This window comes from Nocardiopsis akebiae (assembly GCF_018316795.1).
Lineage (GTDB): Bacteria > Actinomycetota > Actinomycetes > Streptosporangiales > Streptosporangiaceae > Nocardiopsis > Nocardiopsis dassonvillei.
In genome coordinates this window covers 1,827,969-1,849,574 of sequence record NZ_CP074132.1, presented here as the reverse complement: position 1 = coordinate 1,849,574, position 21,606 = coordinate 1,827,969, and the positions used below count along the sequence as shown (strand labels likewise).

15 protein-coding genes and 1 tRNA gene are annotated in these 21,606 nt (G+C 73.0%); 6 read left to right on the top strand and 10 right to left on the bottom strand.

Annotated features, from left to right (window positions below):
• Positions 1–47 precede the first annotated feature (47 nt).
• The 3 genes from cobA to cobC all read right to left on the bottom strand — a co-directional run bounded on the left by cobA (position 48) and on the right by cobC (position 5,765).
• Positions 48–1,328 carry a uroporphyrinogen-III C-methyltransferase gene (cobA, locus tag KGD83_RS07915; RefSeq protein ID WP_212643207.1) on the bottom strand — a complete coding sequence of 427 codons (1,281 nt, stop codon included), beginning with the start codon at positions 1,326–1,328 and terminating at the stop codon, positions 48–50.
• 215 nt (positions 1,329–1,543) lie between these two features.
• Positions 1,544–4,426: a nicotinate-nucleotide--dimethylbenzimidazole phosphoribosyltransferase gene (gene cobT, locus KGD83_RS07910; protein ID WP_212643206.1), complete on the bottom strand. Its 2,883-nt coding sequence runs from the start codon at positions 4,424–4,426 to the stop codon at positions 1,544–1,546.
• A 313-nt stretch (positions 4,427–4,739) separates the two neighbouring features.
• The gene (gene cobC / locus KGD83_RS07905) at positions 4,740–5,765 is read right to left on the bottom strand and encodes an Rv2231c family pyridoxal phosphate-dependent protein CobC (RefSeq protein ID WP_212644314.1); all 1,026 of its coding nucleotides are present in this window, start codon (positions 5,763–5,765) and stop codon (positions 4,740–4,742) included.
• A gap of 203 nt (positions 5,766–5,968) precedes the next feature.
• Here cobC and KGD83_RS07900 point away from each other — a divergent pair, with 203 nt between their 5' ends.
• Both KGD83_RS07900 and KGD83_RS07895 read left to right on the top strand, forming a co-directional pair.
• Positions 5,969–7,078, top strand: a complete 1,110-nt coding sequence (locus KGD83_RS07900; RefSeq protein ID WP_212643205.1) for a peptidoglycan recognition protein family protein — start codon at positions 5,969–5,971, stop codon at positions 7,076–7,078.
• Between the two features lie 268 nt (positions 7,079–7,346).
• Positions 7,347–7,922: a GNAT family N-acetyltransferase gene (locus KGD83_RS07895; protein WP_212643204.1), complete on the top strand. Its 576-nt coding sequence runs from the start codon at positions 7,347–7,349 to the stop codon at positions 7,920–7,922.
• Between the two features lie 116 nt (positions 7,923–8,038).
• On the opposite strand, the gene KGD83_RS07890 is transcribed toward KGD83_RS07895, so the two are convergent.
• Positions 8,039–8,329, bottom strand: a complete 291-nt coding sequence (locus KGD83_RS07890) for a DUF6504 family protein (RefSeq protein ID WP_013154448.1) — start codon at positions 8,327–8,329, stop codon at positions 8,039–8,041.
• A 292-nt stretch (positions 8,330–8,621) separates the two neighbouring features.
• On the opposite strand from KGD83_RS07890, the gene KGD83_RS07885 reads away from it, so the two are divergent.
• Entirely contained in the window at positions 8,622–10,889 is a 2,268-nt protein-coding gene (locus tag KGD83_RS07885) for a serine/threonine-protein kinase (protein WP_212643203.1), read from the top strand.
• Between the two features lie 74 nt (positions 10,890–10,963).
• Positions 10,964–11,929, top strand: a complete 966-nt coding sequence (locus tag KGD83_RS07880; protein WP_212643202.1) for a quinone oxidoreductase family protein — start codon at positions 10,964–10,966, stop codon at positions 11,927–11,929.
• A gap of 135 nt (positions 11,930–12,064) precedes the next feature.
• Here KGD83_RS07880 and KGD83_RS07875 read toward each other — a convergent pair whose 3' ends face one another.
• The 3 genes from KGD83_RS07875 to KGD83_RS07865 all read right to left on the bottom strand — a co-directional run bounded on the left by KGD83_RS07875 (position 12,065) and on the right by KGD83_RS07865 (position 16,733).
• A complete protein-coding gene (locus KGD83_RS07875) occupies positions 12,065–13,156 on the bottom strand; it encodes an SPFH domain-containing protein (RefSeq protein ID WP_212643201.1) in 1,092 nt (363 codons plus the stop codon).
• A gap of 44 nt (positions 13,157–13,200) precedes the next feature.
• A complete protein-coding gene (locus KGD83_RS07870) occupies positions 13,201–13,641 on the bottom strand; it encodes an NfeD family protein (RefSeq protein ID WP_212643200.1) in 441 nt (146 codons plus the stop codon).
• A 164-nt stretch (positions 13,642–13,805) separates the two neighbouring features.
• The gene (locus tag KGD83_RS07865; RefSeq protein ID WP_212643199.1) at positions 13,806–16,733 is read right to left on the bottom strand and encodes a penicillin acylase family protein; all 2,928 of its coding nucleotides are present in this window, start codon (positions 16,731–16,733) and stop codon (positions 13,806–13,808) included.
• Between the two features lie 439 nt (positions 16,734–17,172).
• On the opposite strand from KGD83_RS07865, the gene KGD83_RS07860 reads away from it, so the two are divergent.
• Entirely contained in the window at positions 17,173–17,688 is a 516-nt protein-coding gene (locus tag KGD83_RS07860; protein WP_212643198.1) for a hypothetical protein, read from the top strand.
• 42 nt (positions 17,689–17,730) lie between these two features.
• Here the strand turns inward: KGD83_RS07860 and KGD83_RS07855 are convergent, their stop codons facing one another.
• Positions 17,731–18,618, bottom strand: a complete 888-nt coding sequence (locus KGD83_RS07855) for a cobalamin biosynthesis protein (protein ID WP_212643197.1) — start codon at positions 18,616–18,618, stop codon at positions 17,731–17,733.
• A 543-nt stretch (positions 18,619–19,161) separates the two neighbouring features.
• Between KGD83_RS07855 and KGD83_RS07850 the strand changes: the two genes are divergently transcribed.
• Positions 19,162–19,234: transfer RNA gene (locus tag KGD83_RS07850), tRNA-Arg, on the top strand.
• A 261-nt stretch (positions 19,235–19,495) separates the two neighbouring features.
• Here KGD83_RS07850 and KGD83_RS07845 read toward each other — a convergent pair.
• The gene (locus KGD83_RS07845) at positions 19,496–20,845 is read right to left on the bottom strand and encodes an FG-GAP-like repeat-containing protein (protein WP_338036960.1); all 1,350 of its coding nucleotides are present in this window, start codon (positions 20,843–20,845) and stop codon (positions 19,496–19,498) included.
• Positions 20,846–21,100: 255 nt separating this feature from the next.
• Entirely contained in the window at positions 21,101–21,373 is a 273-nt protein-coding gene (locus tag KGD83_RS07840; RefSeq protein ID WP_212643195.1) for a hypothetical protein, read from the bottom strand.
• Positions 21,374–21,606 lie beyond the last annotated feature (233 nt).

The window sequence follows — 21,606 nt, the reverse complement described above, 5'->3', positions numbered from 1 at the left end:
TGCTGACGGTCCCCGCCGCGGAGCGACGTACGCCGCGGGCGGAGGTCTCACTGGAGATCGCGCCCGGTCGCCAGTCGACGGGTCTCGAACTGGTTTCCCGTGTGCAGTATGTCAAGATCCCGCGCTGTTTTGACCACTTCTCCGATGATCAGTACCGCGGGGGGCCGCACTCCGGCCGCTCGGACCGCGGCGGCGATGGTGGCCAGAGTACCCGTGACGGTCCGCTGCCCCGGCAGAGTGGCCTCCTGTACCACCGCCGCGGGGGTGTCGGCGGATCTGCCGTGGGAGACGAGGGCCTCGGCGATCGCCTCGATCCGCTCCACCCCCATGAGGACGACGACGGTACCGCCCGCGCGGGCCAGCCCGGCCCAGTCGACCGTGGAGCGGCCGTCGCCGGGGGGCACGTGCGCGGAGACGATGTGCAGGTCCTGGGCCACGCCGCGGTGGGTGGCGGGGATGCCGGCGCTGGCGGGGGCGGCGAGCGCGCTGGTCACACCGGGCACGGCGATGACGGGGATCCCCGCGGCGGCGCAGGCGGCGGCCTCCTCGCCGCCGCGGCCGAAGAGGAAGGAGTCGCCGCCCTTGAGCCGCACCACGAACTTCCCGCGTCCGGCGCGGTCGACCAGGGTCGCGTTGATCTCCTCCTGGGTCATGGAGCGGCCGTAGGGGATCTTGGCGGCGTCGACGATCTCGACGTCGGCGGGCAGGCGGTCCAGGAGGGAGGTGGGGGCGAGCCGGTCGACCACCACCACGTCGGCCTGGGAGAGGAGCTGCTGTCCCCGCACCGTGATCAGGCCGGGGTCGCCGGGGCCGCCTCCGACGAGGGCGACGCCGCGCAGGCGCTCGCGTCCGCGACGGGCGTCGAGGGTGCCGTCGGCGAGGCCGTCGACGACGGCGTCGCGCAGTCCGGCCGAGCGGCGGGGGTCTCCGGAGGCGACGACGCCCACGGTGACCCCGGCCGCGCTTCCGCTGGCGGGGGTCCAGGCGGAGGAGGCGTGGCGGTCGTCGGCGCGCACGCACCACACGCGGGCGTTCTCGGCCTCCTCGGCGACGGCGGCGTTGACGGCGGGGTCGTCGGTGGCGGCGTGCACGAGCCAGTGGACGGGGGCGTCCGGACCCGCGACGTCGCCGGGGGCGTAGGGGCGCCGGTGCCAGGTGAGGCGTCCGGCCGAGGCGAGGTCCTCCAGGGCCGCCGAGGCCTCGGGGGAGACCAGGGTGACGCGGGCCCCCGCCTCGATGAGCACGGGGACGCGCCGCTGGGCGACCCTGCCCCCTCCGACGACGAGGACGTCGCGTCCCCGCATGCGCAAACCAAGGAGATAGGTCATGTGTCGCGCCCCTTCGGTCGTCCGTGCCGGTCCCCGGCGACGACGGCGGGGTGCTGGCGGAGGAGGACCGCCAGCCGCCGGCGATAGTTCGGCGATTGCTCCAAAAGTACCTTGTCAAAGAGGTATTACGCGGGTGTAAACGGGTGCCGCACCGCGGGTGTGAGCCCGCCCGCACCGGGGGTCGGTGCGGGCGGGGGACGGTGGGTCGTTCCAGGTCAGGAGGCCGTGGAGACGCCCGCGTCGTCGAAGGTGGCGACGTCGCGCAGGACGCGCGCCGCGCTCTGGAGCAGCGGCAGCGCCAGCAGCGCTCCGGAGCCCTCGCCCAGGCGCATCTCCAGGTCGACCAGGGGGCGCAGGCCCAGGTGCTCCAGGGCCAGGCCGTGCCCGGGCTCGCTGGAGCGGTGCCCGGCGAAGCAGGCGCTGAGGACGTCCGGGGAGATCGCGGCGGCGGCCAGGGCCGCCGATCCGGCGATGACCCCGTCCAGCAGTACCGGAACGCGCAGGGCGGCGCCGCCGAGCACGAACCCCGCCAGGGCGGCGTGCTCCAGGCCGCCCAGGGCGGCCAGGGTGCCGATGGGGTCGGCCGGGTCGACGGGGTTCGCGGCCAGGGCGCGGCGCACCACGTCGACCTTGTTTGCGTAGACGGCGTCGTCCACGCCGGTTCCCCGCCCGGTGGCGTGCGCGGGGTCGGCTCCGGTGAAGGCGCACACCAGGGCGGCGGCCGGGGTGGTGTTGGCGATGCCCATGTCGCCGGTGACCAGGCAGCGGTTGCCCGCGGAGACCAGGTCGCGGGCGACCTCGATGCCGCATTCCAGGGCCTGGAGGGCCTGCTCCCGGGTGAGCGCGGGCCCCTGGGTGAGATCGGCGGTGCCGTGCGCGACCTTGCGGGCCAGCAGGCCGGGGGCGCCGGGCAGGTCCGCGGCCACACCGACGTCCACGACGGTGACCTCGGCGCCGACCTGGGCGGCGAAGGCGTTGACGACGGCGCCGCCCTCCAGGAAGTTGTGCACCATCTGGGCGGTGACCTCCTGGGGCCAGTGGGTCACCCCCTGGGCGTGCACGCCGTGGTCGCCCGCGAACACGGCGACGGCCGCCGGGTCGGGGATCGGCGGCGGGCACTGTCCGAAGATCCCGGCCAGCTGGACCGAGACCTCCTCCAGGAAGCCGAGGGAGCCGAGCGGCTTGGTCATCCGGTCCTGACGATCCCTGGCCTCCTCCATCGCGCGTGTGTCCAGGGCTCCGACGGCGGTGATGGTCTCCTCCAGCAGGCTCGTGGGGCTCTGGCCGGGCAGACCGCGGCGGCCGTAGCGGTCGTGGTGCACCGCCCAGGACAGGGGGCGCTCCCCGGCCCAGCCGGAGAGGGTGAGTTCGGACTCGGCGGGGAACTCCTCCACGTAGCCGACGCACAGGTAGGCGGCCAGGTCAAGGTGGGCGGGGAGTTCGAGGGCGCGGGCGACGTCGCGCTCGTCGACGAAGGTGAGCCAGCCGACGCCCAGGCCCTCGGCGCGCGCGGCGATCCAGAGGTTCTCCACGGCGAGCGCCGCGGCGTGGTCGGCGCTCAGGGGGCGGGCGTGGCGGCCCCGGGCGTGGCGTCCCCCCCGTGTGGGGTCGACGGTGACGGCGATGTTCAGGGGCGCGTCGAGGACCGCCTCGGCCTTGAGCCCGGCGAAGGCACGGGCGCGCAGGCCCGGCGGCGCGTGGGCGTGGTCCTCGCGCTCGGCCGCGGCGAGGTCGCCCACGCGGGCGCGCAGGCCGGGGTCCTGGACGACCAGGAAGTCCCAGGGCTGGGAGTCGCCGACGCTGGGCGCCTGGTGGGCGGCCTCCAGGACGCGGGTGAGTACGTCGTGGGGCACGGGGTCGGGCCGAAAGCCCGTCCGGACGTCGCGGCGTTCGCGGATGGCCCGGTAGACGGCGGCGCGCTCGGCCTCGCCGTAGGCGTGGACGGGGCCGTCGTCGGCCCGCTCGGGGGCCGGGGCGGCGGGCGCGGCCACGGGCTCGGGAGCGAGCTGGACGGGAGGCCCGGTAGGCCTCGGCAGGGGCGCGGCTGGTTCGTGTGCGTGCATGCTCTGCTCCGGCTCGGTGGTCGCGGAGGGCTGGTCCGCGCGTCCGTGGTCTGTGGTCGGTGCTCCGGCCTCCCCGGCCCCCGCCTCCTCCTGGTCGGCGGTGGTACCGGTCGGGCGGTCGGTCCGGGCGGGGTGCGCGGCCGGGCGTGCGGGTACCGCCGGTCCGGTGGCAGCGGCCGGGCCGGAGGGCGCCTCGGTGTTCGGGGGCGCGGCGGGGTGCGCCGACGCCCGGGGGCGTGTGGACTCCCCGGTGCGCACGGGTTCGGCGGGGCGCGGGGGCACCGGCGGGTAGGCGGGGGCGGCCGGGTGGGCGGACGCCGCGGGACGGGCGGGTACGGCCGGACGGCCGGTCGTGGTCGGGCGGGCGGGTGCGGCGGTGCGCGCGGTGGTCGTGCCGTGCGCTGGTGCGGCCGGACGCCCGGGCGCCGCTCCCCGTGGGCGCGCCGCCTTCGCGAACACCGCCGACCTCGCGAGTTCCGCCGCGTCCGCGAGCGCCGTCGAGGGCTCCGGTTCGGCGGTGGGCTCCTGCCCGGCCGGACCGCCGGGTTCCGCCGGAGGTTCGGCCTCGGCGGAGGGCGCGGTCCGCTCCTGGTTCTCGGGTACCGGTCTCGGTCCTGCTCCCGGGTCGGCCGCCTCGGTCGCGGTGGCGTGCTCGCCTACGCGCGAGGAAATGACCTCGGGCCGGTGCGGCGATCCGGTCGGCGCCGGCGCGTCCGCCGAGCTCTCGGCCTCTGGTCGCGGGGCCGGGGGGACGTCCAGGGGAAGGGCGCCGTAGGGGGAGACCGGCGCGGAGGGGACTCGTGGCGCGGGGTCGGCCGGCGCGGGCGGCCGGGGCCGCTGCCGGAACGGGTTGGCCGGGCCCGAGGAACCGCGCGGGGGCCGGGCCCGGGCGCCGCGCCCGCTCTCGGGGAGCCCGTCGAACAGGCCGCCGAGGCGGGAACCGGCCCCCGAGGAGGACCCGCCGCCCTTCCAGGGGGACGGCTCGGCTCCGCCGTCCTCGCCGCGCCGGGCGTCCTCGCGGTCGTCTCTGGTCATGATCGCTCCACGCAAGAGGTGTTGTGGCGGGCCCGTCTCCGCCTCGTCCGGCACAGACCGGTAAGCGTAGTCCGCCGCTTCCGCGCCACCCGCACGGGTCCCGCGGACTCGGGGCGGCCGGTACCGGCTCGGCCGCCGAAAGTCCCGAGTCATCACCAACTGTGCCAGAGACCGCGCGGGCGCGCGCTGGCTCCGGAAACAGGCCAGGCGCGAGAAATCCGGCCGGGGCCGGGAACCCCTCGGGCCAGGGTCGGCTCCGGGGACGGTCCAGGCCCGGGCGGCCCGTCCGGGAACCCCCGGGCGCGGAGCCGTCTCACCGGGCGAGCAGCTCCCCCAGCGCCTGCGTCAGGACCCGGTGGACGGCGGGCTCGCGGACCGCCACCCGGAACCATTCCGGCCCGAGGCCGGGAAAGGTGTCACCGCGCCGCACGGCGATCCCCCGTTCCCGCAGGCGGGCCCGCAAGCGGTCCGCCTCCGGGTCCGCGACCAGCAGGAACGAGGCCCGCGCTTCCGGGACCACCCGCAGGCCCAGGTTCCGCAGGCCCTCGGCGAGGTCGTCGCGGTGCGCGGTCAGGGACGCCGCCCAGGCGTCGGCCTCGGCGAGGGCCTCCGGCCCGCAGCACGCCTCCACCGCGACCAGGGCGGGCGTGGACACCGACCACAGGGGCTGGGCCCCGGCGAGTTCGGCCACCAGGCCGGGTTCGGCGAGCAGGTACCCGGCGCGCAGCCCGGCGAGGGACCAGGTCTTGGTGAGGCTGCGCACCACCACCAGGCCCGGCAGGTCCCCGCGGGAGGCCAGCGACTCAGGTTCGCCGGGGACGCAGTCGGCGAAGGCCTCGTCCACGACCAGCACGCGCCCGGGGCGGGCCAGCCCGGCCAGGACCGGCCCGGGGTGGAGCACGGAGGTCGGGTTGGTCGGGTTGCCCACCACGACCAGGTCGGCGTCCTCGGGGACCAGCCCGGGGTCGAGCGCGAAGTCCGGTTCCAGCAGCACCCGGTCCACGGCGTGCCCGGCGGCGCGCAGGGCGGCCTCGGGCTCGGTGAACTGGGGGTGCACGACGACCGCCCGCCGGGGATTCAGGACCCGCGCCAGGAGGACGAAGGCCTCCGCCGCCCCGGCGGTGAGCAGGACCTCGCCCGTCTCCCGTCCGTGGCGCCGGGCGACCGCCTCCCGCGCCCGGGAGGGGTCGGGGTAGGCGCCCAGGCCGGTCAGCGAGTCGGCGAGGAGCCGTCCCAGCCAGGCGGGCGGTGTCCGGCCCCGCACGTTGACGGCCAGGTCGAGCAGTCCGCCGCCGACCTCGGCGTCACCGTGGTGGCGCAGGTCGTGTCCCGCGTCCATGTACTCCCCCACCCCGTGTGTTCCTTTCTTCACAGGAAAAACATCGCACGATACGCCATCACCAGCCCTTTCGGTGAACGGGGGGTGCCTTGGCCACACATTCGGACGTGCCGCTGGTGGCACGGCTCACGGTCCTGTGCCAGGGTGTGCGCGTTCCCCTCACCGGGGCCTTCCCCCGCCCGATCCGAGAGAACGGACACACGATGAGAAGGCGTACCCTCCTGGCCGGTGCCACCGCCGCCGCGGGACTGACCGCGCTGGGCACCGCGCTCCCCTCCGCCCGCCCCGCGCTGGCCGACACCGGTGGCGGTGGAGGCGACCGCACCGTCCCCCGCGTTCTGGCGGAGCCCTCCGCCTCACACGGACTCGTCCGCCCCGACCTGCGCTTCGACATGGTGGCCGTCACCGGCGACCCCGGAGAGGCCGACGCGGCGGTGCGCTTCGAGACCGCCGACGGCCTGGGCTCGTGGAACCCGGTGCACCTGCACACCGGGGGCCGCGACGACCGGGACCCGGTCGCGGCCGCGCTGGTGCGCGCTCCCGAGGGCGCCACCGGTTACGAGGTGCGTTCGAGGGGGGAGAGTGCGGCCGTGAACCTGCGCGACGGCGAGGTGCTGCGCTTCGGCGGACCCGCGCAGGCGTCGCTGTCCGCGGAGGCATCCAGCGTGGCGCGCGGCCGGACCAGCGTCCCGTTCCGCACCCGCGCGGGTTGGGGCGCCGACGAGTCCTGGCGTTTCGACGACCGGGGCAACGACCTGTGGGAGGCGGAGTTCCACCCCGTGCAGGCGCTGACCGTGCACCACACCGCGATGCCGACCGGCGACGACCACGCGGCGGACGTGCGGGCGGTGTACTACCTGCACGCGGTGCAGCAGGCGTGGGGGGACATCGGCTACCACGTGCTCATCGATCCCGACGGGGTGGTCTACGAGGGCCGCCACTCGGGCGGGGACGGCGTGCCGGTCTTCTCCGGGATCCCGCGGCCGGGGCGGGCCGAGTCGGTGACCGCCGGGCACGCCTACGGGTTCAACCAGGGCAACGTGGGCGTGTGCCTGCTCGGGGACTTCACCGACGAACTGCCCACGCAGGCGGCGCAGGACTCCCTGGTCGACGTGCTGCGCGTGCTGTGCGCGGTGACCGGCGTGGACCCGGCAGGGCGGATCGAGTACGTCAACCCGGGCACGGGCGTGGCCACGCCGGGCGACGCGATCTCCCGGCACCGCGACTGGCTGGAGACCGAGTGCCCGGGCAACGCCTTCTCCGAGGTGTTCGACAGCGCGGTCCGCCAGCGCGTCATCGCGGGCCTGGCCTAGGCAGTGCTTCTTCGGACCTCCGCTCCGCTTCGGGCCGTGTCCGGGCGCCCGAACCGAGCCCCACAAGCTGAGACCGGTTCAGAGAACAGACCTTAGGCGGACGGGGCGCCCGCCGGAACCGCGGACCGCACGGGGTCCACGGCCGTTCCGAGGGGCGCCCCCCTGGTCGGGGCGGTACCGCCCTCCCCCGGGTACCCGCGGGAAAATCCGGGTGCCGCGCTCGGGTCCGGCGCGTATCGTGAGCGCACTCCGACCCGAGGGGAGAGGCGTGACCACCACGCAAGACAGACCGATACTGCCGTCAGTGATCCTGGAGACCGAGCACCTGCGGCTGCGTGCCTTCGTCGAGGGCGACGTCGACGACGTGCACGCGTCCTGCACCGACGCCGAACTCCAGCGCTGGCTCCCCCTCCCCCTGCCCGGCGTGCCCTACACCCGGGAGGAGGCGGAGCGGTGGTGCCGCGAGGTGGCCCCCGCCCTGCGCACCTGCGGCGAGGGACAGCAGTGGGCCATGGTCGAGAAGGAGACCAAGCGGCTCGTGGGCTCGGTGGGCCTGGTGCGTGTCGTGTGGCCGGCGATGAACACCGAGGTCGGCTACTGGGTCTCACCGTGGGGACGCGGCCGCGGGTACGCGACGGAGGCCGCCGTGGCCGTCTCCCGCTGGGCGCTGGAACAGGGCTTCCAGCGGGTGGAGATCAAGGCCGCCACCGGCAACACCGGTTCGCGCCGGGTCGCGGAGCGGTCGGGGTTCAGCCTGGAGGGCGTCGAACGCAGCGCGATGCCGCTGCACGAGGGCCGCGCCGACTTGGCGGTGTACAGCCTGCTCCCCGGCGACCTGGGCTGACGCGTGCGCCCCGTCCGCACCGGGCCTCGCCCCGCCCGCACGGGTCGTACCGGGCGGGCGGACGGGACCGTACGGACCGCGGTCGCGCGGCGGACGGGGACGCGCCGGACGCGTCCTCACCCCCACACGCGGGAGAGCAGCCACCTTCCGGTGGCCGTGTCGTGGCGCAGTTCGTACACCCCCTGGGACTGGGCCGTGCCCGCCTCCACCCGCCAGTGCCTGCGCTCGGGCGCCTGGGACTCACGCGCCGGTGTCCAGTCCATGCGCAGCGTGACCCAGTGTTCGAGGATCCTGCGCACTCCGTACACCCTGCCGTTCCACACGAACCGGGCCGGGCGCCCCTCGTCCTCGACGACGGTCACCTCCGCCCCGTAGTAGCGTCCCACGACACTTCCCCTCAGCATCATCCGCCTCCTGTCAGTCCCGGCACACGCCACCGGGACACCCACCCGTGGGGAAGACGCGGCCAGGTGTTCGAACGTGTGTTCTAATCCTAGCGAAAACCGGTGCCTCCGGGGAACCGTTCGGGCGCGAGGGGCATCCCCACGACTGACACGGCGCGCCCGCGCGCCGCTCACGAAACCCCCGCCCCGGGCCCGCGTCCGCGGAGACCGGGGCCAGTCAGCACAGAGCGCGTCGGCGTGTCGGCATCGGTACGCTGTGAGCGCGAACTCCACGATTCATGAGGGACCCCCAACTGTGACGTCGAACGGGCACCAGAGCGGCAAACCCCTGCGTGCGGGGGACCCGCGCGAACTCGACGGTTACCGCATCGTGAGCCGTCTCGGCCGGGGCGGCATGGGCACCGTCTACCTCGCCAAGGACGCCTCCGACCGGTCCGTCGCGGTCAAACTCATCCACCCCGACCTGGCCGACGACGAGTCCTTCCGGCTGCGCTTCGCGCGCGAGGTCGAGGCCGCGCGCCGCGTGGCCCGCTTCTCAACCGCGGGGGTGATCGACGCGCGGTTGGAGGGCGATCCCCTCTTCATCGTCTCGGAGTACGTGCCGGGCCCGAACCTGGACGAGGCGGTCCGCGCGGACGGCTCGATGGCGGGCGGCACCCTGGAGGGCCTGGCCATGGGCGTGGCCGCGGCGCTCACCGCCATCCACGGGTCCGGGGTCGTCCACCGAGACCTCAAACCGGCGAACGTACTGCTCTCCCCGGTCGGCCCGAAGGTCATCGACTTCGGCATCGCCCGCGCACTGGACGAGGCCGCGGACGCGGTCACCCGCTCCAGCCAGCTCATGGGCACCCCCTCGTACATGGCCCCGGAGCTGATCCTGGGCGAGCGGGCCACCGCGGCCGCCGACATCTTCGCGTGGGGCTGCCTGGTGGCCTTCGCCGGTACCGGCACCGCCCCCTTCGACGCCGCCACGGTCCCCGCCGTCCTGCACAACATCTCCTCGGCGCCGCCGCGCCTGGACGGCCTGGACCCGGACATGCACGACCTGGTCAACGCCGCACTGGACAAGAACCCGGCCAACCGGCCCACCTCCAAGCAGCTCCTGGCCCGGCTCACCGGCCAGGAGGACCCGGAGGAGTACGAGGTGGAGCGCACGATCAGCACCTCGTGGGCCCCGCCGAGCAGCTCCCCGGTCCCGGGGCGGCCGCCGCGGGACACCGGAGTCCGGGAGAGCGGGACCGCGGCGCACCAGGCGCCGAGCGGACCCCAGCAGGCGGAGGGCCAGCCCCCGGACAGCGGACCGCAGCAGGGCGCCGCGCTCCCGGAGGGCGGCCGGCCCCTCCAGGCGCAGGCCACTCAGTACAACCCGTACGCGCAGCCCACGCACGTCCAGCACCCGGTACAGCCGCCCCACGCGGCCCAGCAGCCCCGCGTGGAACAACGGCACGGCAACCCGGGCCTCCAGCCCTCGGTCCCCCGGCAGGACGCGGGGTACGGCGGACACCCGCCCCAGGACCCGCCTCCGGTCTACGGCCAGCAGATTCCCGGCCACTACGCCCACTCCGGCGGCCAGGTCCCCCCGACGCACCAGGCGAACGGCGGCCACCCGTCCCCGCCCCAGGGCCGACACGCCTTCAACGCCTACTCCGGCCCCGGCGGTCCCGGTGCTCCGGGCGCACCGGGCGGCCCCGCGGGGCCGTCCGGCGGCTCCCCGCGCAGACGCCGGCGGATGGTGGTGGTCGGCGCGGCCGCGGGCGCGGTCGTCCTGGTGGCCGCCGCGGGCGCGACGGTCCTGCTCAACGGCGGCCCGGAGGTCCCGGAGAACACCCTCTCCGTCTACAACACCGACTTCGGCACCGATCCGGGCTGGGTCAGCAACACCTACGAGCACGAGGACTCCGACGGCTACTGGGCCGAGCGCAGGGGCGTCCTGCTCCAGCTGGACCCCGAGAGCAACCCCAGCCGGGGCGAGGTCGTGGCGCTGGAGCGCGAGGAGGTCCTGCCGGACGACGTCCTGGTGAGCACCACCGCGTACGTGGCCCAGGGCCCGGAACAGGCGACGTTCGGCGTGCGCTGCTGGGACAACGACGGTGAGGAGTACCGGAGCCAGTACGAGGGGCTGCTGCGCTACGACGGCCAGCGCGCGGAGATCCGCCGGATGCACGAGGGCGAGGGCGACATCACCCTCGGCGAGACCACCGACGTCGCCGGATACACCCCCCAGCCCCTCTTCGACGAGTCGGTGCGCGAGGAGTACGGCTACGAGGAGCGCGACCCCCTCGGTTTCGACCACGAGAACATCCCCGCCAACACCGTCGCGCTCTCCTGCTCCCTGCAGGAGGACAGGGACGGCGACGAGTTCATGGAGCTCTCCCTGTGGGTCAACGGGGAGCACGCCGTGACCGCTGTGGACGAGGAACCGCTTCCCGACGACGCCGAGGAGGTCGAGGACCGCCGCAGGGTCGGCATCGTCACCCGCTCCGGACCGGGCAACGACTTCCTCGGCGTCCTGTACACCGCCTTCTCGGTCCACGAGATCCTCGGGGAGGGCCGGTCGGAGTGAGCGGGCCGCCGTGGCCGGTTCGGGCTCCGGGCTGACATGATGCCGGGAACCGACCCGGAAGGAGCAGTGGACCCATGCGTGCCATCGTGATCGAGGAGAACGGCGGACCCGAGGTGCTGCGGCTGGCCGAGAGGGACGATCCGGTGCCCGGCCCCGGCGAGGTCCTGATCGACGTCGAGGCCCGCGGGGTCAACTTCATCGACGTCTACCAGCGCAGCGGCCTGTACGACGTCCCGCTCCCCTACGTCCCGGGGATGGAGGGCGCGGGCGTGGTGGCCGCAGTCGGCGAGGGCGTCACCGACCTGTCCGTGGGGCAGCGGGTCGGCTGGGCGATGGCCCCCGGTGCGTACGCCGAACGGGCCGTGGTCAGGGCCTCGCTGGTCGTCCCCGTCCCGGACGCGGTCTCCGCCGAGCAGGCCGCCGCCCTGCTGCTCCAGGGCATGACCGCCCACTACCTGGTCCGCTCGGTGTACCCGGTGGCCGAGGGCGACACCGTGCTGGTGCACGCGGCCGCGGGAGGCACCGGTCTGCTGGTGACCCAGCTGGCCAAGGAGCGCGGCGCGCGCGTCATCGGCACCGTGTCCACCGAGGAGAAGGAGCGCATCGCGCGCGAGGCGGGCGCGGACGAGGTGGTGCGCTACACCGAGACCCCCGTGGCCGAGGCGGTGCGCGACCTCACCGGCGGCGAGGGGGTGGCCGCGGTCTACGACGGCGTCGGCCGGGACACCTTCGACGCCAGCCTGGCCTCGCTGCGCCCCCGCGGCGTGCTGGCGCTGTTCGGGCAGTCCTCGGGAGAGGTGGCCCCGGTGGACCCGCAGCGGCTCAACTCCGCCGGTTCGGTGTACCTGACCAGGCCCTCGCTGGCCTACTTCGTGGCCGACCGCGAGGAGCTCCTGGGCCGGGCCGGCGACCTGTTCGCGCTGGTGGGCGACGGCCGCCTGGACGTGCGGATCGGCGGACGCTACCCGCTGGCCGACGCGGGACGGGCCCAGAGCGACCTGGCCTCGCGCCGGACCACCGGCAAGCTCCTGCTGGTCTGAGCCGGACGGCCGCGGGCCGCACGCGCGGCGGGCGGGGGGGGAGGCGGTCCCTCTCCCCCGCCGACCCGGGTCGGCTCCGCGGCCGGTCGCCCCGCCCCGCCGCCGGTGCGGGGGGACCGGCCGCGCGGACAGGACCTAGTCCTCCTCGCGCGGTCCGGGCGGCCGGGAGCCGCCGAGGGCCGATCCGGCCCGCCTCACGTCGTCGCGGGCGTCGGCCACCGCGCGTTCGGCGGCCTCGGCCGCGTCCACGGCCGCCTGCGCGGAGGAGGAACGGGTGGGGTCGGGCGCCGTGAGCTGCGCGGGCCCCCGGGCTTCGGCCTCCTCCTCGTCCTCCTGTTTCCGCGTGGAGGGCACCGTCGGGGCGTCGCCCGCGAAGGCGTGGCTGACGTTCTTGACGGCCTCGGTGAGCTCGCCGGGGATCACCCAGAAGGTGTTGCCGTCGCCCTCGGCCAGGGACGGCAGGGTCTCCAGGTACTTGTAGGCCAGCACCTTGGCGTCGGCGTTGTTGGCGTGCACCGCCTGGAACACGCGCTCGATCGCCTTGGCCTCGCCGTCGGCCCGCAGGATGGCCGCCTGCTGGTCGCCCTGGGCCTCCAGGATGGCCTGCTGACGGGCGCCCTCCGCCTTGAGGATGCGCGACTGGCGCTCGCCCTCGGCGTGGAGGATGGCCGCGCGCTTGTCGCGGTCGGCCCGCATCTGCTTCTCCATCGCCTCCTTGATGGTGGGCGGCGGGTCGATGGCCTTGATCTCCACGCGGTTGACGCGGATGCCCCACTTGCCGGTGGTCTCGTCCAGGACCCCGCGCAGGCGGGTGTTGATCTCCTCGCGGGAGGTGAGCGTCTTCTCCAGGTCCATGGAGCCGATGACGTTGCGCAGCGTGGTGACGGTGAGCTGGTCGATGGCCTGGATGTAGTTGGCGACCTCGTAGGCCGCGGCCCTGGGGTCGGTGACCTGGTAGTACAGCACGGTGTCGATGTTGACGACCAGGTTGTCCTCGGTGATGACGGGCTGCGGACGCGAGGTGAACACCTGCTCGCGCAGGTCGAACTTGGAGTTGACGCGGTCCACGCCCGGGATGAGGAAGTTCAGGCCCGGGTTCAGGGTGCGGATGTAGCGGCCGAAGCGCTCGATGTTGTACGCCCTGGCCTGCGGGACGATGCGGATCGCCGCCAGGGCGACGGCCACGACGACGACCGCGAGGATGATGAGGGCGATGGTGGGTTCCATGTGCTGGCACCTGGCCTAGGTCGGGAACGTGGCTGTGGCGGGGTTCAGGGCAGTGCTTCGCGCGGGTAGACCACGGCTGTGGCCCCGTCGATCTCCATGACGTCCACGCGCGTGCCCACCGGGATGACGAGGTCCTCGTCGATGCAGCGCGCGGACCACTCCTCCCCGGAGAGCTTGATCCTGCCCCGGTCGGCGCCGACCTCCTGCAGGACGACCGCGGAGCGTCCGACGAGCGCCTGGGCGCCCGACCTGACGACGGGGCCGCCCCTGAGCTGGCGCCGCATGATCGGCCGTACGAGGTAGACCCCGGCGGCCGCGGTGGCGGTGAACCCGATGATCTGCGCGGCCACCGGAAGCCCGATGGCGCCGAGGAGGGCGGCGACCAGCGCCGCGACCGCCAGGAGGCCCAGTACGAACGTGAGGGTGAAGACCTCGACGACCCCCAGGCCCACGGCGAGGATGAGCCAGATCAACCAGGCGTCCATGTTCCTGCGGCCCTCCCGCTCATGTTCGGGTATTCCTTACGCTACCCACACGGACCCGGCGAAGCACGCGATCCGGCTCCAGTATTCCCCTGCCGTGACACGCGGACGCGGCCCCCGCCGGCACCCGCTCGGGGCCACCGCGGGCCGCGTCCGCTCCGCCCGTCCTACCGTCCGCCGGAGAACTGGTAGACGAGCTGGTACGTGGGCCGGTTCTGCCACGCGATCGGCCACATGCCGATGCCGCCGACCGCCTGGTGGATCACCGTGTCCGCGCACAGCTGGTCGCCCGGGTCGCAGTGCCCGTCGCCGGGGTAGACCTCCGCCGCGGGGGTGTCCGTGGCCCGGGCCAGGGTGTCCAGCAGCACCGTACGGCAGGCGTCCGGGTCGCCGCCACCGCAGTAGGCCTCGCCCAGTCCGCCCTCCACCTCCCGCCCGAGCACCGTGCGCAGGTCCTTGTCCACGTAGGACCACCAGCCGTACTGGAACGCGGAGCCCCGGTGGGGCTGCGCCTGGTTGACGCTCGCGGGTCCGCCTCCCCCGATGGAGCCCGAGGGCGACTCGTCGGTCTGCACGGCCCTGGTGAGCTGGGTGTAGAGGTCCTCGCCCAGGCCCGGTTCGAACTGGGAACGCACCAGCAGCGGCCACCAGGCGTCCAGCGTGCGGACGGCGTCGGCGTGGGAGTAGTGCCCGGCGTCGCGGAAGGGCTCGCGGCGCAGGGATCCCGACTCGTGCCAGAGCCGCAGCTCCTCCACGACCGCGGCCAGTTCGGGGTCGTCCACGGCCTCGGTGCCGATCACCTCCAGCAGGAGCGGGAGGACCTCCTGGGCACGCAGGTCGGCGACCCCCGCCTCCATCATCACCTGGGTCAGGCTGGCGGTGGTGAACTCGTGCCCGTCGGCGACCAGCGCGGAGACGCGGCCGTCGATGAGGTCGCCGCGGTGCACCGACCCGGTGGCCCAGCCGGAGGTGTAGCCCTGGGCGGGCTTGTTGTTCCAGTTGACGATGTAGTCGGGGTTGATCGCCTGCGGGTGGTCCTCCTGCGGGTGGTAGTCGGCGCCGTTGTCGTCGGGGTCCCATCCGGACCAGCCCGCGTCGGAGTAGGCGTCCACGGGCAGGTTGGGGTTGGTGCCCTCGGTCCGGACCGGGTTGGCCCCGGAGTTGACGAAGGCGATGTCCCCGTCGTCGACGTAGTGCCAGTTGAAGGCGTAGCCGATGTCCTCGGCCGCGTCCGTGAAGGTCCGCGCCGAGGTGATCTCGCCGGGGTCGTTGAAGCGCTGGAAGCCGATGATGGAGTCGACCTCGCGCATGTAGGTGGAGCGCCGCGTCGTGAACGCGACGGGCTCGCCGTCCACGGTCGCGAAGGAGTGCACAAGGCCGAACTCCGAGCGCAGGGAGGTCAGCGTGTAGCCGCCCTCCGGAGTGCCGTCGGCGATGGTGGGCGACCACTCGTTGGTGACGCTCAACTCCTCGAAGGGCACGCACTCCCCGGCGGTGTCCACGTAGGCGCGCGACCCGGTGGTGGGCGCGGACCCGTCGGTCTCGCACAGTCCGACGGCGAAGGTGTCGGTGACGTCCTGGCCCGCCGAGGTGGCGCTCCAGGCGTAGTCGACGCCGCGCCCCATCTGGACGTAGAAGCTCACGCCCGCGAAGGACGCGCCGCGTGCGCTGATACCCGGCCCCTGGAGTTCCTGGAGCATGAGCAGCTGCGGGGAGAAGTAGCCGGTCTGGGGCCCCATCACCGCGACGGGGTTGCCGCTCGCGGTGTGCTCGCCCGAGACGAGCAGGGCGTTGGACATGCCGCGGGGGTCGGTGAAGCCCTCGGGCAGGACGCCGTCGTTGAACACGCCCTCCACCGCGGACAGGTCCCCGTCCTCGACCATCCGTTCCAGCTCGTCTCGCTGTTCCCTGGACAGGTCCTCGACCGCGGGCGCCTCGGCGCCCTCCTCGGGTTCCTCCACCGTGCTCGCCAGCGGGGCGGGCTGCTCGGCGGTCTCGCCGCTGAGCGCGGAACCGTGCTCGTCGTGGACGATGTCGTAGAGCTCCACGGAGCCGGAGTCGGGCACGGCCTCGCCGACCGGGTTCTCGGGGGTGCCGCTGTAGGGGAACTCGCCCTCGACGCTGACCACGGCCTCGGGGTCGTTCTCCGTCCGCCAGGCGCGGTAGAGCTCGGCGCCCTCCTCGGCCCCGTAGCGGTCCCGGAAGTTGGCGAGCACGACGGCCGCCTGCACCTCGCCGCCGCCACCGCCGCCGAAGATGCCGCCCACCATGGCGGCGATGCCGACGACGTCGGTGGGGGTGAAGGGCTCGATCTCCCCGGCGTTGGTGATGGCGTCCTTGTGCCCGGTCAGGACGTACTCGCCGGGGAAGTCGCGGTCGTCGTCGGCCTCCTCGATGTAGGCGTTGACGCCCTCCAGGTAGGCGTCGACGTCGGCGAGGGCCTGCTCACCTCGCTCTCCGCTGGCGGCGACCCGGTCGATCTGCGCCTGCTTGTCCTCCTCGGTGTAGGGGGCGCTGCGCCACAGGTCCTGTTCCAGCCCGCGGTTGCCCTCGGCCCCTCCGGCGAAGGAGGTGAGTCCACCGCGGCCGACCCGGCGCAGCACGTCCATGAGGAAGAGGCGGTCCTCCGCCGCGGCGTACCCGGCGCCGAACATGGTGCCCTCGCGGGTGGTGCCCTCGACGTGCGGGATGCCGTGGGCGGCGTCGCGGGTGATGGTGACGTCGTCGCGCGGCTGGTACCGGCGCCCCACGTCGTCGGCGTCGACCCCGAAACCGGCGTCGAGGAAGAAGTCGTCCAGGCCCTCCTCGGTGAGCCCGTCGTAGTGGTGGACGAGGTTGTCGTACATGTCCAGCTGGCTGGAGGAGTGCCGCGGCCGGGTGCCGAAGACCTGGTGGCCGAGGATCTCGACGAGCGTGGCGCTGCCGTTCTGGCCGGGGGGAAGGATGTCGTTGCATCCCCCGGGCGCGCAGTAGTCGGGTTCCGGTTCGGCGAGGGCCCGGGGGGCGGCGGGCAGGGCGGCGAGCGTGGCCGCGGCCACCATCAGGGCGGTACCCGAGGCGCCGGTGCGTAGCCGTCGTCTGAGCGTGGGGAACAAGAGCTGTCACCACCTGGGGGTGCGGGCGATGGGTGAGCGCATGCTACGCACGAGTAGGGAAATCGCGAAAGAGATTCACGTTTGGGCGGACCGGAAGAATCCCGCACCGGAAAACCGGCGGGTTTGGAGTGATCCGCGCCACAAGCAGCCCGGACTCCGGAGGGCGGACGGGACGGAGCCCGGCACGGGAGTCGGGGCGTGGCCACATCCGGCCACGGCCCTCGGTCGCACTCACTGTGGGGCCGCCGGTAAGGCCGGAACCGCCCCGAAGGCGGGGCGGTACGGCTGGAACGGGCCGGGGGAAGGGGCGGCGGCAGCCGAAAGGGACACGGGAGACGGGACCGCACTGCCGGGACCGGGGGCGCGGACGGACGCGCGGGTCGGCGCGGGTACCGGGGAAGTGGTGCTGTGCCTGCCCGCCCTTTGACACAATCGCGGCATGAGCGAGTACCCCAACCCCCGCCCGGGGGAACCGTGGTGGCACGAGCCCCACGGTGAGGCACCCGGCTGGGGCCTTCCCCCGCAACAGCACGGCGGCGGGGCACTGGAGCCCTACGGCTCCCCCACCGGGGGCTACCAGCCCGCCGTCCCCCCGCCCCAGCCCGAGGAGGACGTCCCCCTCGGCACCATCGGCGAGATCGCGTTCTCCCGGCACACCGTGATCACCCCCGTCGGGCGCTTCCCGATCAGGGGAACGGTGTGGACCGTGAACGACATGAGCCGCACCGAACGGAACACACCCACCTGGGCGGTCATCGTGGCCGTCCTGGTCTTCTGGTGGACCTGTCTGCTCGGACTGCTCTTCCTCCTGGTCAAGGAGCAGAGGACCACCGGACACGTGCAGGTCACCGTCCAGGGGCACGACAGGCACTACAGCACGACGATCATGGCGACCCACCCGGGCGTGGTGGGCCAGATCCACCAGCAGGTGAACTACGCGCGCAACCTGACCTGAGTCGGGCCCGCGCCCGGGGTGTCCACCGACGCCAGCCGCGCGCTACCGGGCCACCGCCGCGGCCACGGCCAGGGCCCCGAGGTGGACGGCCCGGGCCAGGCGGGCCGCCCGGCGGATGTCGCCGACCCCGGCCCGGGGCCCGTCCCCCATCGCCGGACGGCGCTCCTCGCGCCCCCCGTAGACGTTGGCGCCGCCCAGGGTCCGGCCGAGCGAGCCCGCGAACGCGGCCTCGCACTGCCCGGCGTTCGGGCTGGGGTGCCGGTCGCCGTCGCGCCGCCACACGCGCCACGCCCCGCGCACGTCGCCGCCGATCACGGGCGCGGCCAGGACCGCCAGGACCGCGGTCAGCCGGGCCGGGCCCCACCCGGCGAGGTCGTCCAGCCGCGCCGAGACGGACCCGAACCGTTCGTAGCGCTCGTCGCGGTGGCCGACCATGGCGTCGAGGGTGTTGACGGCGCGGAAACCCGCCAGACCCGCGACCCCGCCCAGGGCTCCCCAGACCAGTGGCCCGACCACGGCGTCGGATGTGTTCTCGGCGACCGACTCGACCACCGCCCGGGCGACTCCCTCCTCGTCGAGCCGGGAGGGGTCCCTGCCGCACAGGTTCGGCAGGAGTTCCCGCGCCCGCGCGAGGTCGCCGTCCTCCAGGGCCCCGGCGATCCGCTCGGCCTCCCGGCACAGCATGCTGCCGCCGAGCACGGCCCACGTCGTCGCCGCCGTCGCCGCGCCGCCCCGCACCACGGAACCCGCGGCCACCACCGGAAGCACGGCCCCGGCCGCGAACAGGGCTCCACGCGCCCGCGAGTCCCCGTAGACCCGCCGTTCCCACCATCCCGCGGCGCGCCCGTACAGGGCGACCGGATGCCCCCGACGCGGGTCGGGCACCGCCTTGTCGAGCAGGAAGCCCGCCACCAGTCCCAGAGATCGCACCCGACCACGTTAGCCGTGTCAAGGAAGTCCCCAGCAACTCCCAAACCACGGCAAACCATGTTTGTCCCTCTGGGTAATAACACATACACAAAGAGCAATAAGTGACTGACCGTAAGGGGCCCCCGCATGATGACCGCGCTGGCCCTGCTGATGGTCTCCGCAGGTCAGTGGTGGTGGTTCTGACTTCCCGTCCCACTTGGGGCACCAGGACTTCGCGAAACGCCCGGGGTACAGCACCGCACCGGGAGTTAATCACCGGTAACGTGGTGCGCGAGGCCCATAGCGACCGGTTTGGTGGAACGCGCGTGGTAACGAGAGGCAACTACGAATCACCGTAGTTGATGAGTCTTTGCCCGACTGTGGGCGACATCAGGCGAATACCCTAGAATGTCTGCCCGGGACGCCACCGGCACCGCGGCACGGGTCCTCCCGACCGCAGGCCCGCCGACCGACCCCCGCCCCGCCTTCGGCGCACGACGCCTTCCCGCGACCACGTGTCACAGCGTGATCACGACCTGCCATGGCGGGCGACAATTGAATCGAGCACCCGTAGCTCAGTGGATAGAGCACCGGACTTCTAATCCGATGGTCGCAGGTTCGAATCCTGCCGGGTGCGCAACAAAACCCCAGGTCAGGCGGGGTGCGCGAGTCGAACAGGCGAGGCGCCGGGTCTGGTTCGGGGCCTGACATCCTCCGTGTGTGCTCCCCAGTGCAGGGTCCAGTTCAGGTGGGCGCCCACCTCGCGGAGCACTTTGCCGTCCCGTGACCTTGGTCCCCCTGTCAAGGGCGTGTTCGCGTACCTCCGGCCCACCACGACCAGCGCGGTGGGCCGGGCCCTGTTGGGAACCACGGCCCACCGCACATCGACGATGGACACCTACCGGGACAGACCCCGACCGAACTCAGCCTCGGTCCCGTCCAGGCCCAGGGTGGCGCCGCCGAAGGTCAGCGAGCCCTGTCCGGTGAGGCCGTCGGCGTTGGCGTAGAGCAGGGTGATGGCGCCGTTGCCGTCGTTCTCGCCCGGCGCCCCGGCCACCAAGTCCCGGTACCCGTCACCGTTGACGTCGATCAGGGTCACCTGCGCGCCCATCTCATCCCCGGCCTCGGAGACCCCTGCCACGTCCGGGGAGTCCTGGGTGAGGGACTGCTCGCGCCCGTCCAGCCAGTTGGGGCCGCCGTAGAGCACACCTACTCCGCCCGCGTCAGCGCCGCCGTCAGAGGCCTGCACGGTGGCATCGCCCAGCACGATGTCGGCGTAGCCGTCGTTGTCGATATCACCCACCGCGACCGAGTCCGACCCCAGTTCCTCGTCCAGTTCAGCGCCCCGTTCGGTCAGGCCAGCGACCGAGCCCGCCAGGACCTGGGTGGTATGACCGCTACCGGGGACGGCCACCACGTCGGCGTAGCCGTCACCGTTGACGTCTCCGGACGCGATCACTGCGGTGGAGTCCTCCAGGGTGAGGGGCTCGTTGAGCGGTCGGGGGGTCAGGCCGTCGGCCGAACCGGAGAACACCGACACGTCCCCGGCCCCGTCCTCGCCCTGGCGGGAGCTGGAGACCACCAGGTCCAGATGTCCGTCACCGTCGATGTCGGCGACTTCCAGCGCCTGGACGGTGTCGCCGGGACTGGGAGTGGCCGAGAACGCGCTCACCGACGGGTCGTCGGCCTCGCTCAGGTCGGCGCGGCCCGACAGGACCACGACGTGGTCCTGGGCGCTGATGGCCGCGTCGGCGTAACCGTCGCCGTCGAGGTCACCGACCGCCAGAGCGTGGCCGAAGCCGGTGTCGCCCCGCTCCTGGCGGGGCGAGTGCAAACCGATCGCGGTCTCGGACAGCCCGTCCGCGGAGCCGAAGACGACCTGGACCAGGCCGGCGTCGGTGTGCTCCTCCACGTCCTCGTCCGGGGCGGCCACGATCAGGTCGGCGTAACCGTCCCCGTCCACGTCGGCGGAGCGCACCACCTCACCGAACCGGTCCCCCGCTTCCGGGGTGCCGGGGACACCGGTCGAGTCCTGGTCGACTTGGGAGCCCGCACCGGTGTCCACACCGCCCGACCCACCGGGGACCACCGCGACGTAGCCACCGCGTACACCGTTGCCGCCCACTCCTTCCGGGGCGCCGACGAGCAGGTCCGCGTAACCATCCCCGTCCACATCGTTGGGAAGAGCGGTGCTGGCCTGAGCGGAACCAACCGACAGAGGAACCACGAGTGCGACACAGGAGAGCATCACAGCAGCTCTGCGATTACACAGGGGGATTTGACGCATCACGTTCCTTTTTTCTTGACACGAATCGGGGTAATTATTTTTGGAGCCACGGAAATCAGAAAGAACGCAAGAACACCAACGGCAGCCTCACTTTACTACCGGTGCCACCCAAGCAGGTTCGAGGTTAACTGGAGCGTCACATGGAGCCATGGATTTGTGTCAAATGGCTTTAGCATTTGACACAACCGACCCAGTCGCCACACTCTGGCATACCCATCATCTCTGTTTCTTCTTTATTTCCAAAAATAGGTACCATTTTGGAGCGGACATCAAGAGGACACAGAAGGCAGCAAGGATGGCACTCAGAATCCCACCTGCGATGTTGCCTCTCCAGTAGACGGACATCAGTCCAAGCGCGGCGAGCGGGGGTACAGCCAGCAAGGGGATGATAGCCATGGTCCGCACATCTTTGATGGAAGAGTTCTCGGTCAGGCGCTCGCCATGAGCTCCGGGCGCGAGAAACGGACTGGTAGCGAGTAGCACCATCATACGACCGAACCTTGATCTCTCTTGCTGCATGCAAGCATCCATTCACCCCAGCAGTGAGCACCCGCCTTCTCCCCGAAGGATCGCCTGAGACTAATCAGTGGACTCACGGGATTCTGCGTAGTCCCCACGTCTGACCTTCACCAGATGCCAAATAATATATACCGCACTGAGGATCACACTGACAAGGATGATAGCTATCGCGGAAGCATGGTCTTGGTCGAGGTATCTTTGAA

Coding starts and splice junctions, on each gene's coding strand:
- cobA (WP_212643207.1), bottom strand. CDS start 1,328: ATGACCTATCTCCTTGGTTTGCGCATGCGGGGACGCGACGTCCTCGTC.
- cobT (WP_212643206.1), bottom strand. CDS start 4,426: ATGACCAGAGACGACCGCGAGGACGCCCGGCGCGGCGAGGACGGCGGA.
- cobC (WP_212644314.1), bottom strand. CDS start 5,765: ATGGACGCGGGACACGACCTGCGCCACCACGGTGACGCCGAGGTCGGC.
- KGD83_RS07900 (WP_212643205.1), top strand. CDS start 5,969: ATGAGAAGGCGTACCCTCCTGGCCGGTGCCACCGCCGCCGCGGGACTG.
- KGD83_RS07890 (WP_013154448.1), bottom strand. CDS start 8,329: ATGATGCTGAGGGGAAGTGTCGTGGGACGCTACTACGGGGCGGAGGTG.
- KGD83_RS07880 (WP_212643202.1), top strand. CDS start 10,964: ATGCGTGCCATCGTGATCGAGGAGAACGGCGGACCCGAGGTGCTGCGG.
- KGD83_RS07875 (WP_212643201.1), bottom strand. CDS start 13,156: ATGGAACCCACCATCGCCCTCATCATCCTCGCGGTCGTCGTCGTGGCC.
- KGD83_RS07870 (WP_212643200.1), bottom strand. CDS start 13,641: ATGGACGCCTGGTTGATCTGGCTCATCCTCGCCGTGGGCCTGGGGGTC.
- KGD83_RS07860 (WP_212643198.1), top strand. CDS start 17,173: ATGAGCGAGTACCCCAACCCCCGCCCGGGGGAACCGTGGTGGCACGAG.
- KGD83_RS07845 (WP_338036960.1), bottom strand. CDS start 20,845: ATGCTCTCCTGTGTCGCACTCGTGGTTCCTCTGTCGGTTGGTTCCGCT.
- KGD83_RS07840 (WP_212643195.1), bottom strand. CDS start 21,373: ATGATGGTGCTACTCGCTACCAGTCCGTTTCTCGCGCCCGGAGCTCAT.